Here is a 14,024-nt window from a genome sequence, read left to right as displayed (position 1 = left end):
GGGACCTTCCGAAGGCACACCTCAACTCTCGCCCGGTACGGGCGGAAGCACGCGGTCGCCGAGGTGCGGGAAGACCTTGGCGACCTTCGCCGTCAGGTAGTCGCCGTACGTGCCGGTGAAGGCCCGCAGGTCCAGGCCGTCCCAGCGGGCCCGGCCCCCCTCGCGGCCGGGCAGGGCGGGCAGCGGCGGCACCTCGCAGTCCCAGCCCGGGTCGAAGAAGAAGGGGAAGGACAGCCTGTCGCGGCCCGTGGCGTTGCGCACGCGGTGCGGGGTCGACCGATACAGGCCGCCGGTCAGCTTGTCGAGCATGTCGCCGATGTTGCAGACCAGTGTGCCGGGGATGGGCGGAGCCTCGATCCAGCCGCGGGCGGTGTGCACCTGGAGGCCGGGATTGTCGTCCTGGAGTAGCAATGTCAGCAGGCCGTAGTCGGTGTGCTCGCCGACCCCCCACTCGTCCGGATCGGCGTACGGCGGGGGCGGATAGTGAAAGATCCGGAAGAGGATCGTGGGCGTGGCCGTGTACCCGGCGGCGAAGTAGTCCTCGTCGAGTCCCAGGCTCAGCGCCACGCCCCGCATGACCGCCTGCCCGACGTGGGTGAGGGCGTCCATGTACGCCAGCACCGCCGGGCGCATCTCGGGCACGTCGTCGGGGAAGAGGTTGCGCCCGTGCAGCGGCCGGGGATCGTCGTGGTCGTGCTCGGCGCCGAAGTAGACGCCCTCCTTCAGGTCGGGCCGGCCGGAGGTGAGCTCGCCGCCCACGGGGAAGTACCCGCGCCAGGCCCGCCCGCCCCGGTCCATGGAGATGCGCGACTTGTGCTCCGGCGGCAGCCGGAAGAACCGCGCCGCGGCCTCCTTGAGCCGTGCGATCAGGTCGTCGGGCACCCCGTGGCCGCTGATGTAGAAGAAGCCGCTGTCCAGGCAGGCCGCCTCGATCCGGCGCGCGACCTCGGCGCGCGCGTGGCCCGCTCCGGAGCCGGTGAGAGCGGACACGTCGATCACCGGCAGTGGCCCGGCTGTGTTCATATCTCCATATCCCACCATCCGGGGGCATCGTCCCGGAAGGCTCCTTTACCTGCTTGCCGGACGTGTTGCGCGTGCGGGGATTTCGCGCGCACAGGACCAGCTCGTCCGGTTTGTCTCGTTACCGACGTATAACGCCCTGAAGAGTAGATTTCTTACGCACGGTCAATCGGGCCGCATCGTAAGTGGGCGATCACGTGGGTTTCGGGGATCGATGGTCGGTCAGGAGCCGCATCGCGCTGTTCACCGGCACGGTGGTCGCCCTGCTGTGCGCCGGGTTTTCGGTCGTCCTGGTGTGGGCGCTGTACATGACGGCCGGCGAGAACCTCTTGAAGGAGGTGACGACGGCCGGTGCGCGGGTCGCCTACCTCGTGGACCGCGGGGAGGCCGGAAGCGTCCTGCCATACGATCCCCCCTCCGCGCGCGACCGGCCCGTCCAGGTGGTGGGCCCGCAGGGCAGGGTGCGTGCGGCGACGCCGGACATGGCCGGAAAACCGGCCATGGCGACCTTCCGTCCCCGGCCGCCGCTCCGTAAGGCCACGCGGGAGGTCTGCGACGGTGTCTTCGGCCGGGACGGATGTCACATCGTGGTCGCGCAGCAGGTCTATCGCGACGGCGGAGACTGGATCGTCTACAGCGCCGCGCCGGCCAACGCCTTCGACGTCCCGCCGGGCCTGGTGGCCGGCTTGGCCGTGGGATCGGTGCTCGTCACCGCCGCCGTCGCGTACGGCACCCGGCGAAGCGTCAAGCGCGCGCTCATGCCGGTGCGGGCGATCCGGGGCGAGCTCGACGAGATCAACGCCTCGGACCTCGGGCGGCGGGTGCCGGTCCCGGAGGCCAAAGGGGAGATCCGCGAGCTCGCGCAGAGCGTCAACTACACGCTGGACCGGCTGGAGGAGACGCTCGAACAGCAACGGCGCTTCACCTCCGACGCGTCCCACGAACTGCGCAGCCCGATCACCGCGATCCGCGCGCAGGTGGAGGGTGCGCTCCTCGCGCCACAGGAGTCCGACGTGAGCGAGATCGGGCAGGCCGTGCTGAAGAGCCTCGACCGGCTTCAGGCGATCGCCGCCGACCTGCTGACGCTGGCCCGGCTGGACACGGGCGCGCCCTGTGAGCGCGAGCCGCTGGACCTCGGCCGGCTCGTGGCCGCCAAGCTGGACACCCGCCGCCCGCTCAGGAGGGTCGTCCCGAATCTTGCCCCCGGCGTGATCGTCCGGGGGGACCGCATCCGGCTCGGCCGCCTGGTCACCAGCCTGCTCGACAACGCCGAGCGGCACGCCGCGACCACCGTACGGCTGGCGGTGCGGCGGGAGGACGCGCCCGACGGCGACCCCCGCTTCCGCTCCGGCGCGGCCGTCCTCGAGGTGCTCGACGACGGCGCGGGCATCGCGCGGAACCAGCGGGAGCTCGTCTTCCAGCGGTTCACCCGGCTCGACACGGCGCGCAGCAGGAACGCCGGGGGCGCGGGCCTGGGCCTGCCCATCGCCCGGCAGATCGCCGAGAGCCACGGCGGCACTCTGACGATCATCGACAGCCCGCACGGCGCGTGTTTCCTCCTGCGCCTGCCGCTCTCCCGGGAGTCCTGATTTCCCGGGTCCGAAAACCGCTGCCGCTAATGTGTCATGCCCCACTACGCTCCTTACCGGCACATGAGCGGAGGGAATTGCACATATGCGACGGTGGCTTCCGTCTTTCATCCTGCTGGCGCTCGTCTGGGGGAACAGCTTCTTCTTCATCAAGGTGGCGCTCGGGAGCCTCCATCCGCTCCAGATCTCCTTCCTCCGGATGGCCGTCGGGGCGTTGACCCTGCTGGTCGCGGTGCTCGCGACCGGCCGCCGGCTGCCCCGCGACCCGCGCCTGTGGGGGCACTTCGCGGTCGCCTCCGTCGTGCTGACCACGGTGCCGTTCACTCTCTTCGGGTACGGCGAGCAGCACGTCTCCTCCGTCGTCGCGGCGATCTGGAACGCCACGACGCCGCTGTGCACGCTGCTGTTCGCGCTGCTCCTGCGCAGCGAGAAGGCGACGGCCGCCAGGGTGACCGGGCTCGGCCTCGGCTTCGCCGGCGTCATGGTGGTGCTGGGCGTGTGGCAGCCGATCTCCGGCGGCGCGGCCGTCGGCAGCCTGGCCTGCTTCGGCGCGGCCGCCTGCTACGGCGTGGGCGGGGCGTACATGGGCAGGTTCATCACCCCGCGCGGTGAGGAGCCGATGGTGCTGGCGGCCGCGCAGCTGGTCGCGGGAACGGCCGAACTCGCGGTGATCACGCCGCTCGCGGGGGTGAGCCTGGTCGAGGTCGACGTCCCTCTGACGGTCTGGGGCAGCCTCTTCGCGCTCGGCGCTTTCGGCACCGGCATCGCCTACCTGCTGCTGTACGGGATCCAGCGGAAGGTGGGAGTGACGGCCGCCTCTGCCGTGACCTACCTGATCCCGGTGTTCGCCGCCGCCTCCGGCGTGGTCTTCCTCGGCGAGCACCTGACCTGGAACCAGCCCGCCGGAGCGCTGGTGGTGCTGCTGGGCATCGCCGTGATCCAGGGGATCGTCCCCCGGCGCCGCGGCGGGCGTGCCGCCGCGGCGGCACGCGCCGTCCCCGCCGAGACCGACGCCGCGGCCTGATCCGATCGGCGCGGCGCGCTCTCCGGCTCCTCAGCGGGCCGGGGGCGCCTCGGCCCGGCTCTCCGTGGTGGTGTCGTCGTCCCGCCTCGCACGCCGCTGTCTCGGCGTGGCCTTGCGTACCGTCGTGGCCGGAGCCTCCCCGCCGGGCGGGTCCGCGACCGTCCCGGCGGCGGTGGAGCCCGTGTCCGCACCGGCCGTCGGGGGCGGCTCCGGCGACCCGGGCGAGGGCCGCCGCTCCCCGGAGGAGGGATCGGGTGCCGCCGGGGCGGCGGGCCGTCCCGGCGATCCGTCCGCGCCCGGCTCGCCGGGCCATGGCGGGCGCAGCGCCGCGATGACCGCGTCGGCCTCGGCGTCGGCGGCGAACTCGCCGGCCGCCTCGGCCTCGCGCCGTTTGATCACCACCATGTGGTCGGCCGAGATGCGGCCCGCGCCGGTGACCGCCAGCAGCACGGAGGCGGCCCCGAGAGCCACGATCAGTTCGATGTCGCCGCCGGTGAGCGGCAGGCCGGTGTCCCCGGCCGTGAGCACGAACACCGCGAGGGCCTCGGCGAACAGCAGCAGTCCGACGACCGGCACGGCGAGGCCCGCGATCAGCAGCGTGCCGCCCACCAGCTCGGTCAGCATGGTCACCGGCGCCCACACGTGGGGCAGCGGGGCCTGCAGCTCGGTGAACTGGTCGGCGGTGGCGTTGAGGCCGGCTTCGAGCTTCTGCCAGCCGTTGGCGAAGAAGATCCCGCCGACGCCCATGCGGGCGGCCAGCGAGGCTAAGTCGTGCAGGGTTTTCTTCACCGAATCCTCCGGAGGAAGCCCGGCCCTTCAAAGCCGGGAGGAATGGGGATCCCCAAAGGGGTGGCCCGGCGAAGCCGGGATAGCCCAGAGCGCCAAGTGCGCACGACTTGCTCCTTCCGCTGACCGACCAGGCAAAGGGCTAGTAAATCGCGAACATGCGTACGGCTTACAAGGTGCGGGTCTACCCCACCGACGAACAAACGCGACGGCGGCCACGACTTCCACGGGGGAGAAGATCCCAACCCGCGCCATCTGGAGCGCAAGGCCAGGAATCTGGCCCGCTACCAGCGCAGGATGGCCCGCAAACAGCGCGGCAGCAACAACCGGGCCAAGGCCAGGGCGAAGGTCGCCCGCGCCCACACCAAGGTCCGCGACGCCCGCGCCGACTTCCTGCACCGCACCTCCACCCGGCTGGTCCGCGACCACGACCTCATCGTGATCGAAGATCTCAACATCAAAGGAATGGTCCGCAACCGCTGCCTGGCGCGGGCGATCTCCGATGCCGGGTGGGGCGAGTTCCGCCGCCAACTGGAGTACAAAGCCCAGCGGTTCGGGCGGCACCTGGTTGTGATCGACCGCTGGTTTCCCAGCTCGAAGACGTGCAGCGCGTGCGGGCACCTGCTCGCCGAACTCTCTCTGTCCACACGGCACTGGACGTGCCCGGACTGCGGCGCCCGGCACGACCGGGACGTCAACGCCGCCAAGAACATCCTGGCCGCTGGTCGAGCGGTGTCTGCCTGTGGAGCTGATGTGAGCCATTCCGGGTCCTCCCGGGTGCGGTCGGCTGCGAAGCAGGAAGCCCGGCCCGTGAGGGCGGGAGTCCTCCGCCATTAGGCGGGGGAGGAAGTCAAGGCTTCTCATCCTGGGGTGGGGGATGACTTGCCCGGACACTTCCCCGCCTGTGCCGCCGTCATGCGCCTGGCCGGCTCAGTCGCGTACGCCGCCGGGCTCCTCGGCGCCGGCGTCCGCAGGGGTGGGAACGTGGCGGGGCAGCAGCAGGGCCACGGCCAGCGCGGTGAGCCCGAGCAGTGCCACGCTGACGACGATGGTGGAGTGCAGGGCGGTGACGAAGGCCACACGGGCGGCGCCCAGCAGCGCGGCTCCGGTCACGCCCGCCTCGCCGGCCACGTGCGCGGCCGCGGCCAGCGACTCCCGGGCCTGCGCCATGAGCCCGGCCGGGATCCCGGGGACCGTCCCGAGCGAGGGGGCGTACACGATCGTGGTGATCGTGCCGAGGACGGCGATGCCGAGGCCCGCCCCGAGTTCGTAGGCCGTCTCCTCGATCGCGGCGGCGCCGCCCGCCCGTGCCTCCGGCACCGACGCCATGATCGTGTCGGACGCCGCCAGCAGGGCGACCTCGACGCCGAATCCGATGCCGACGAAGCAGACGGTCAGCATCACCGGATGCTGCTCGGTGCCCCAGCTCAGCACCGGGGTGAGGGACAGCGCGGTGAGGGCGAGACCGCCGCCGACCGTCGCGCGCAGCCCGATCCGCCCCAGCACGTGCGCGGCGGCCAGGCCGCCCACGATGGCCGCGACCATGAGCGGCAGCATCCGCACGGCGGCCCGCAGGGGCGACAGCCCCAGCACGAGCTGGAGGTACTGCGCCAGCATCAGCTCCAGCCCGACCAGGGCGAAGATCGCCAGCAGCACGCAGCCGACGCCGGTCGCGAAGCCGCGCTGCGTGAACAGCCCGATGTCGAGCAGGGGGAAGTCGAGCCGCCGCTGCCGCCGCACGAACCAGACGAGCAGCGCGACGCCGGCCAGGAGGACGGCGAGCGAGGGACCACGGCCCAGCAGGTGTCCCGACCCCGCCTCCTTCAGCCCGAACGCGACGGCCAGGACGCCGACGGTGGACAGCGCCGCGCTCAGCGCGTCCCACGGATGCTCGGCCCGCCGCGGCGAGGCAGGCAGGATGCGTACGGCGAGCGGCAGCGCGACCAGCAGCAGCGGGACGTTGATGAGGAAGACCGCGCCCCACCACAGATGCTCGACGAGGACCCCGCCGACCAGCGGCCCGACGGCCGCACCCGCGGCGGCGACGGCGCTCCACACGCCGAGGGCGATCGCCCGCTCGCGCCGGTCGGTGAACACCTGCCGGATGATCGAGAGCGTCGCCGGCATGATCATCGCGCCGCCGACGCCGAGGAACGCCCGCGAGGCGATGAGCGCGAGCGGGGTCGCGGCGAACGCGGCCGACAGCGAGGCCAGGCCGAACACCACGTAACCGCCGAGCACGAAGGGCCGCCTGCCGTACCGGTCGCCCAGGGTGCCGAACGTGACCAGCAGCGGCGCGACGACCAGCGAGTAGATGTCAATGATCCACAACAGCTGCACGGACGACGGCTCCAGCGCCGCGGTGAGCGCCGGGACGGCGATGTGCAGCACGGTCGCGTCGACCGCGATCAGGAGCAGGCTGAAACACAGGAGCACGAGCACCGACCACCGGTTCGCCCGATGCTCGCGCAGGGCGCCTGCGGCGCGGACGGCGGCGGACTCGACCGAAACCATGATCATAGACCGCTCAGTGCTCCTGCCCGAAAATTCCGGCCCGCTGGAACATGCGTGGCAGCTTAGGCCATGGGAAGCGGATCTCTCAGCCCTTCCAGGGATGTCGGGAACATATCGCCGGATCCGTATCGCTCCAGGTGATCGAACAGGGGCCGGCGACGTGCGTCGTCCACCGTGCCGCAAGGGTCCACCCATTCCGTCCGCACGTGCGGTATAACCGGGGTCGAAGCGGGGAGGCGTCGATGCGGGACTCCGGCAGGGCACGGGCGGCGAGCCTCTTAAACCGGACTGCGGCACGTGATCTGTTCGAACAGGTGCGTTTCCGCTATTTCAGGCTTCCGCCGTTCGCGCGACGCGCGCTGTTCGTGGTGCTGCTGGTCGCGACAATGGGAGTGGCCGCGGCGCTGAACTGGTCGCTGATGCCCACGTTCATCTACACGTTCCTGGCGCTGTGCTTCCTCGCGCTGGCCCTCAGCTATCCGCGTGCCGCCGCGACCGTGCTCGTGCTCGCCGGATGGGGCCTGCTGCTGCCGCTGTTCATGGGCGCTTTCGGCGGGCAGTCGATCATGCCCGGTCTGCTGATGCTGCTGGGCGCGCTGGCCGGCGGCGCGGCCCACCTGATCCGGTGGGTCCCGCCGTGGCTGACGACGCTGATGTCCCTCGTGCCCGCCGGGGTCGTCGCGCTGTCGCTGTCGCCGCTGTCGCCGGCCGCCGCCCTGTGGGGGGCGTACGGCGCGGCCGCCGCGGTGCTCCTCTACCGCCTAGTGCTCGCCCGCAAGGTGCGCGGCGAGGCGGAGCGGGAGGCGGCGGGCGCCGAGACCCAGGTGCAGGTGCGCGCACCGGGCAGGACAGGGGGGCCCGGCGGCCACCAGCCCGCCCCGGCCGAGGCCGCCGCTCCGCCGCCCATCACGGTCGAGCAGGCGCTCGCCGAGCTGGAGTCCATGATCGGCCTCGAACCGGTCAAGGAGCAGGTGCGCGCCATCGCCGCGTCGATCGAGGCGGCCCGGCTGCGCAGGGAGGCGGGCTACACCAACGAGCGGCCGATGCGCCACTTCGTGTTCGTCGGCCCTCCCGGCACCGGCAAGACCAGCGTCGCCCGGTCGCTCGCCAAGATCTTCTACGCGTTCGGGCTGCTGGAGACGCCGTTCGTGGTCGAGGCGCAGCGGGCCGACCTCGTGGGGGAGTACCTGGGGGCCACGGCCATCAAGACCAACGAGCTCATCGACCGCGCGCTCGGCGGGGTCCTCTTCGTCGACGAGGCGTACGGCCTCATCAACTCCGGCGACGGCCAGCCCGACCGGTTCGGCGCGGAGGCCGTGCAGACGCTGCTGAAGCGGGCAGAGGACGACCGCGAACGGCTCATCGTCATCCTGGCCGGCTACGAGCGGGAGATGAACGACTTCCTCGCGTCCAATCCGGGGCTGTCGAGCCGCTTCGCGACCCGGGTGCGCTTCCCCAGCTACAGCCCCGCGGAACTGCTGGAGATCACCGAGGCGCTGCAGCGGCGCCGGGGAGACCTGCTCGCCCCCGAGGCGCGTCCCGTGCTGCGCCGGCTGTTCGAGGACGTGCACCGCCGGGCGCTCGTCGACGACCTCGGCAACGCGCGATTCGCCCGCAGCCTCGCCGAGGCCGCCGCACAGGCCCGGGACGTGCGCGTGGTGAGCGCGGGCGGGGCGCCGCGCGGGGAGGACCTGGTCACCGTCACCGCCGACGACGTGACCAAGGCGTTCAACGAGATCACCGCGCGATACCGCGGCTACCAGGTCACCCCGACCCTGGACGAGGCGCTCGCGGACCTCGACAGGATGGCCGGCCTCGACCCGGTCAAGCGGCAGGTCCACGCGATCACCGCCCAGCTCAAGGTGGCCAGGATGCGGCAGGAGCAGGGCCTGCCGGTCCAGTCGCAGATGCGGCACATCGTGTTCGTCGGCCCTCCGGGCACCGGCAAGACGACCGTCGCGCGGATCCTCGGCCGGATCTTCTCCGCCCTGGGCCTGCTGGCCCGGCCCGACGTGGTCGAGGCGTCGCGGGCCGACCTGGTCGGCCAGCATCTGGGCGCGACCGCGATCAAGACCAACGAGCTGGTCGACCGCGCGCTCGGCGGCGTGCTGTTCATCGACGAGGCGTACAGCCTGGTCAACACCGGCTACTCGGGGGGCGACGCCTTCGGGGCCGAGGCGGTGCAGACCCTGCTGAAGCGGGCCGAGGACGACCGCGACCGTCTGGTCGTCATCCTGGCGGGCTACGAGCGCGAGATGGACGCGTTCCTGGCGACCAATCCCGGCCTGGCCTCCCGGTTCAACCAGCGCGTGTCGTTCCCCTCCTACTCGCCGTCCGAGCTGACCGAGATCGCGGAGCTGCTCGCCGCGCGGAGCGGCGACAGGTTCGACGCCTCCGCCGCGCGGGACCTCGCGGACGTCTTCGACTGGGTCTGCCGGGAGGGGCTCATCGACGGGCTGGGCAACGGCCGCTTCGCCCGGTCCCTGTACGAGCGGGCCGCGCTGCGGCGCGACGTCCGCCTCGCCGAGCAGGGATCGGCGAACGCCGCCGAGCTGACGACGATCACCAGCGAGGACGTCCGCAGCGCGGTGGACGAGTTGTCCTGATGTCGTAGGGAAATCCACAGGGCGCGTGTCCCGATGGCCGACGGTCGTCACTTCCTGCTACTAATCGACAGCGTAGGGTAGCCGGGAGGATCGGAGAAGCACGTGAGAGCACGATGGCCGGTTGCCCTGGCCGCACTGGCCGCTCTGTGGGCCGCCGGCGCCTGCGGCGTGCAGCGGGGGCCGGGCGAACCGGACACCGGGCTCGCCCCCTCCCCGGTCAGGGCGTACGACATCAACCCGCTGGCTCGTGACAAGGTCAAGGACGGCGGCACGCTCCGGTGGGGGCTCACCGACTTCCCGTCCCAGTGGAACCGCAACCACGTCGACGGCGACACCACCGCCGTCAAGGTGGTGACGGACGCGTTGCTGCCGCGCACGTTCCAATCGGACGCGCGGGGGCGGCTGACCATCGACACCGACTACGTGACCAACGCCAGGATCACCGCGACCTCCCCCCGCCAGGTCGTCACCTACTCGATCAACCCCAAGGCGAAGTGGTCGGACGGCAGGCCGATCACCTGGACGGACTTCGCCGCGCAGTGGAAGGCCATGAGCGGCCGCGACCGGGACTACCGGGTCGACTCGACCATCGCGTACGAGAACATCCAGAGCGTGGCCCGGGGCGCGAGCGACCGCGAGGTGGTGGTCACCCTCGCCCAGCCGTTCAACGAGTGGCAGTCCCTGTTCACGCCGCTGTATCCCGGCACCACCAACGCGACCGCGGCGGCGTTCAACGCCGACTGGATCAACCGCATCCCGGTGACCGCGGGGCCGTTCAAGGTGGAGAGCCTCGATGTCAAGGGCAAGACGGTCACGCTCACTCGCAATCCCGGCTGGTGGGGCAACCGGGCGAAGCTGGACGGCATCGTGTTCCGCGCCGTGCGCCCCGACCAGATGGTCCACGCGTTCACCAAGGGGGACGTGGACGTCTTCGAGGTGGGCCCGTCCCCCGGCGACTACGCGCGGGTCAGGGAGGCGTGGGACGCCGTGATCCGGCAGGCCGCCGGCACCCAGTACCGGCAGTTCACCTTCAACGGCGAGAGCCCGGTCCTGGCCGACGCGCGGGTGCGCGAGGCCGTCGCGGCGGCGCTCGACCGCCGCGGTCTCATGCAGGCGGACCTGAAGGGCCTCGGCTGGCCGGCCGTGACGCTGGACAACCACTTCCTCATGAACAGCCAGTACGGCTACCGGGCCAACGCCGGCGAGATCGGCGCGTACGACCCGGGGCGGGCCGGGCGGCTGCTCGACCAGGCGGGCTGGAGGCTGTCGGGCAAGACGCGCGTGAAGAACGGCAAACCGCTCACGCTGCGCTTCGTCGTCCCCGACGGAATCGTCATGAGCGGCGTCGAGGCCGACTCCGCCCGGCAGATGCTGCAGCGCGTCGGCATCCGGGTCGAGGTGCGCAGGGTGTCCTTCGACGACTTCTTCGGCAAGCACCTCATCCCCGGTGACTTCGACATCACCGCCTTCGCCTACCCGAGCACGCCGTACCCCGTCTCGGGCGCCTTCGACATCTACGCCGACGGCGAGAGCGGCGGCCGGGGCGACGACACCGAGTGGTACGCCAACATCGGGCGCAGCGGCAGCAAGCAGATCGACGAGGCGATGTACCGCGCCGGCAGCACGCTCGACGCCGACAAGGTGCCCGGCCTGCTCAACGAGGCCGACCGGATGGTCTGGAAGAAGGTCAACGTGCTGCCGCTCTACCAGTGCCCGCAGGGCGTGGCGGTGCGGTCCGCGCTCGCCAACATCGGCGCCAACGGGTTCCACGACCTCAGGTACGAGGACATCGGCTACGCCTCCTGAGCGGGGCCGCCCGGGCCGGAGGGGCCGTCAGGCGGGAGGCTCGTCCGGGATGTCGGCGATGTCGTCCAGGGCGGCGGCCAGCTCGTCCGGGTGGTCGCCGATCCGCTCGGCGATCTCGATGAGGACGTGCAGCACGTCGTGCCGGTCGTGCCCCAGGTCGATCAGGCGCTGGGCGGCCTCCCACAGCTGCGGCGGGTCGCCCACCCACAGCCGCCCGGCGATCTCCTCGTGCCAGGCGAGGTGCTCCTCCAGGTCCGTACGGCCCAGCTCGCCGGCGTGGTCGATCTCCAGCAGGATGCGCCGGTCGGCCTCGTCCGCCGGGTTCAGCAGGTCGAGGTTGGTCGATCCGCGCATGCCCTGCAGCAAGGGGAACGCGAACGCGCGCCGGGCCAGCGCGGACAGGTCGCCGTCCGGCAGCAGCCGTTCCACGAGAGAGCGGTCCAGCCCGAAGGTGGCCGGGTCGCGGTAGGCCTCGGTGAACCGGGCGGTCGCCTCCCAGACCGCGTCGAGCGTGGCCCGCACGCCCTCCTCGGGCAGCCCGATCCGGGGGCCGGCGAAACGCACCCACGCCGACAGCACGTGCGGCATCGCGTCCTGCTCCGCCGGGGTGAGCAGGACCTTGCGCGGCAGCCAGTCGAGCAGGAACGTCTCGCACTTGGTCGGGCTCACCCGCATCGGCCGGCCGAAGTCCTGGTCGCAGCCGTGGTCGATGATGTGGTCGGCGCACCGGGAGGCGGCCGAGGGATCCGACAGGTTCTCCGCCGCGTCCGAGGCGAGGAACTCGGCCGCCAGCATCGCGCGGCGGTCGCGGCTGTAGGGCGCCTCCGTGTGCGCGGGGGCGGGCCGCATCCGCCCGGGCGGCAGCGCCTTGATCCGCGCCCGCGCGAAGGCGTGGTAGGCGCTGTAGCTGTCGCTCACCAGCTTCGGGCCGCCACGGCCGTGCGCGGCGGCGCTGGTGGCCTTCATGGCGAACTCCAGCAGCGCCCGCGCCTGCTGCGGCTCCAGCTCCTCGAACCGCAGCAGCGCGTTGCCCGCCGCCTCCAGCCTGGCCTGCTCCAGAAGCTTTTCGACCTGGGACGACACCCACGCGTCGCGGGCCATCCCGCCCATGTTGTAGTCGACGACCACGACCAGCGCGTGCCGGTCCTCGCCGTTGTAGGCGAACGTGCACACCACGGTGTCCTGGTCGCCGTACACGTCCCTGGAGACGTAGCAGCCGGTCGGTTTGACGGCGCCGACGCGGTCCGCCCAGCGGGGCCGGGCCACGTCGGACTCCATCAGCGCGAGCGCCGCGCCCTCCGCCTTGGCCGCCTGGCGGGCGGTGCCGAGATAGGCGACCGAGACGAGCAGGGTGAGCGCGGCCGGCGTGCCGGCCTTGGCGGCGTAGTCCACCAGGCCCTCGCCGAGGATCTGCTCGACGTCGCCGCCGCGCAGCCGCCTGCCCCACCAGGCGCCGAGCATGTCGGAGACCATGAGCTCCGCGTCGAGCGGACTGCGCACGGCGAGCAGTTCCCTGGCCGCCAGCAGCATCTCCGCGAACACGTCGTCCGGCGGCCGGGTCTCCCGGGGGTCACGTCGGCGCCGGCGACTCACGAGATCTCGCTCCGCTCGCTCACGGTCACCACCTTCTCGCATTCCCGCCGCGAAGGGCATCAGGAACACGGGCCGGTGACTTCCCCGTTATCTGCCGCTCCAGCCTTTCCCAGACTACGGCGGCGGGCCGGGGCGACGGCCGTGCGAGCGTCGTTCGCCGCCTCACCTCCGGGAAGGCGGCGCCGAGTTCACGAGACCCAGGAGGCGTTCCCGGGCGACCCGCTCGACGATCTCCGGTGTGACGTCGAGTCCCAGGTGCTCCCCGCACACCCATGCGTCGGCGACGCAGCGGGCGACGGCGGACAGGGGGACGGTCAGGAATTCCGCGGCCAGACGATCGGTCACCAGCTCCGCCGGTTCGCGGAGACCCGGCTCTGGTGATGGGCCGCCACTGATTCGTGCTGCGAGTACGGGCATGGACTGCATTCCTCGCTGAATGGGGACCTGCCGCCCCTTATTCCACCTCTTTCCCGGGCAGTGTCAAGCCTTGGCGGGCCACCGCGTGGGAAGCTTGACCCATGCGCATCCGGCTCGCCCAGGATCCCGAGGCCGACGAGCTGCTCGGCCGCAGCCCCCTCGCACTGCTCGTCGGCATGCTGCTCGACCAACAGGTGCCACTGGAGCGGGCCTTCGCGGGGCCCCGCGCGATCGCCGACCGGCTCGGCCGCGACCTGGACGCGCGTGAGATCGCCTCCTATGATCCTGACCAGTTCGCGGCACTGTTCGCGGCGGCGCCCGCCGTTCACCGGTATCCGAAGGCGATGGCGGCCCGCGTCCAGGCGCTCGCGACATATCTCGTCGAGCACTACGATGGCTCGGCCGAGAAGGTATGGGAGGATGCCCGCGACGGTGCCGAGCTGCTGCGCCGGCTGCTGGCCCTCCCCGGATTCGGCCGGCAGAAGGCCCAGATCTTCCTGGCCCTGCTGGGCAAACAGTGCGGCGTGCGCCCGGACGGCTGGCGTGAGGCGGCCGGGCCGTACGGCGAGGAGGGGGTGCACCGGTCGGTGGCCGACGTCGTGGACGCCGAGAGCCTGCAACTGGTTCGCGCGACCAAGCAGGAAGCGAAGCGGGCCGCCAAGAAGTAGG

At 71.9% G+C, this 14,024-nt stretch carries 11 protein-coding genes; 6 read left to right on the top strand and 5 right to left on the bottom strand.

Going from position 1 to position 14,024, the window contains the following annotated elements; all coding sequences use genetic code 11:
• Nucleotides 1-21: 21 nt before the first annotated feature.
• A complete protein-coding gene (locus tag HHX30_RS26025; RefSeq protein WP_169984623.1) occupies nt 22-1,023 on the bottom strand; it encodes an isopenicillin N synthase family oxygenase in 1,002 nt (333 codons plus the stop codon).
• A 194-nt stretch (nt 1,024-1,217) separates the two neighbouring features.
• On the opposite strand from HHX30_RS26025, the gene HHX30_RS43405 reads away from it, so the two are divergent.
• Both HHX30_RS43405 and HHX30_RS26015 read left to right on the top strand, forming a co-directional pair.
• The gene (locus tag HHX30_RS43405; RefSeq protein WP_169984622.1) at nt 1,218-2,609 is read left to right on the top strand and encodes an ATP-binding protein; all 1,392 of its coding nucleotides are present in this window, start codon (nt 1,218-1,220) and stop codon (nt 2,607-2,609) included.
• An 85-nt stretch (nt 2,610-2,694) separates the two neighbouring features.
• Entirely contained in the window at nt 2,695-3,633 is a 939-nt protein-coding gene (locus HHX30_RS26015; RefSeq protein ID WP_169984621.1) for a DMT family transporter, read from the top strand.
• A 30-nt stretch (nt 3,634-3,663) separates the two neighbouring features.
• On the opposite strand, the gene HHX30_RS26010 is transcribed toward HHX30_RS26015, so the two are convergent.
• Nucleotides 3,664-4,422, bottom strand: a complete 759-nt coding sequence (locus HHX30_RS26010; RefSeq protein ID WP_169984620.1) for a DoxX family protein — start codon at nt 4,420-4,422, stop codon at nt 3,664-3,666.
• Nucleotides 4,423-4,674: 252 nt separating this feature from the next.
• Between HHX30_RS26010 and HHX30_RS26005 the strand changes: the two genes are divergently transcribed.
• Nucleotides 4,675-5,256, top strand: a complete 582-nt coding sequence (locus HHX30_RS26005; protein WP_396705397.1) for an RNA-guided endonuclease TnpB family protein — start codon at nt 4,675-4,677, stop codon at nt 5,254-5,256.
• A 93-nt stretch (nt 5,257-5,349) separates the two neighbouring features.
• On the opposite strand, the gene HHX30_RS26000 is transcribed toward HHX30_RS26005, so the two are convergent.
• Nucleotides 5,350-6,939: an MFS transporter gene (locus HHX30_RS26000; protein ID WP_169984619.1), complete on the bottom strand. Its 1,590-nt coding sequence runs from the start codon at nt 6,937-6,939 to the stop codon at nt 5,350-5,352.
• A gap of 236 nt (nt 6,940-7,175) precedes the next feature.
• Here HHX30_RS26000 and HHX30_RS25995 point away from each other — a divergent pair, with 236 nt between their 5' ends.
• Nucleotides 7,176-9,539, top strand: a complete 2,364-nt coding sequence (locus tag HHX30_RS25995) for an AAA family ATPase (protein WP_169984618.1) — start codon at nt 7,176-7,178, stop codon at nt 9,537-9,539.
• A 102-nt stretch (nt 9,540-9,641) separates the two neighbouring features.
• Nucleotides 9,642-11,345, top strand: a complete 1,704-nt coding sequence (locus HHX30_RS25990) for an ABC transporter family substrate-binding protein (RefSeq protein WP_169984617.1) — start codon at nt 9,642-9,644, stop codon at nt 11,343-11,345.
• A 27-nt stretch (nt 11,346-11,372) separates the two neighbouring features.
• Here the strand turns inward: HHX30_RS25990 and HHX30_RS25985 are convergent, their stop codons facing one another.
• Nucleotides 11,373-12,875 (bottom strand): hypothetical protein, encoded by a 1,503-nt coding sequence (locus HHX30_RS25985; RefSeq protein WP_169984824.1) that lies wholly within the window; start codon nt 12,873-12,875, stop codon nt 11,373-11,375.
• Between the two features lie 225 nt (nt 12,876-13,100).
• Nucleotides 13,101-13,283: a hypothetical protein gene (locus HHX30_RS25980; RefSeq protein WP_396705307.1), complete on the bottom strand. Its 183-nt coding sequence runs from the start codon at nt 13,281-13,283 to the stop codon at nt 13,101-13,103.
• 173 nt (nt 13,284-13,456) lie between these two features.
• Here HHX30_RS25980 and HHX30_RS25975 point away from each other — a divergent pair, with 173 nt between their 5' ends.
• On the top strand, nt 13,457-14,023 hold the full coding sequence (locus HHX30_RS25975; protein WP_169984615.1) for an HhH-GPD-type base excision DNA repair protein: 567 nt from the start codon (nt 13,457-13,459) through the stop codon (nt 14,021-14,023).
• Nucleotide 14,024: the final 1 nt, after the last annotated feature.

Source organism: Microbispora sp. H10836, from assembly GCF_012999525.1.
Lineage (GTDB): Bacteria > Actinomycetota > Actinomycetes > Streptosporangiales > Streptosporangiaceae > Microbispora.
Note: the sequence above shows the minus strand (reverse complement) of the source record. Positions and strands in the feature narration are given on the sequence as shown.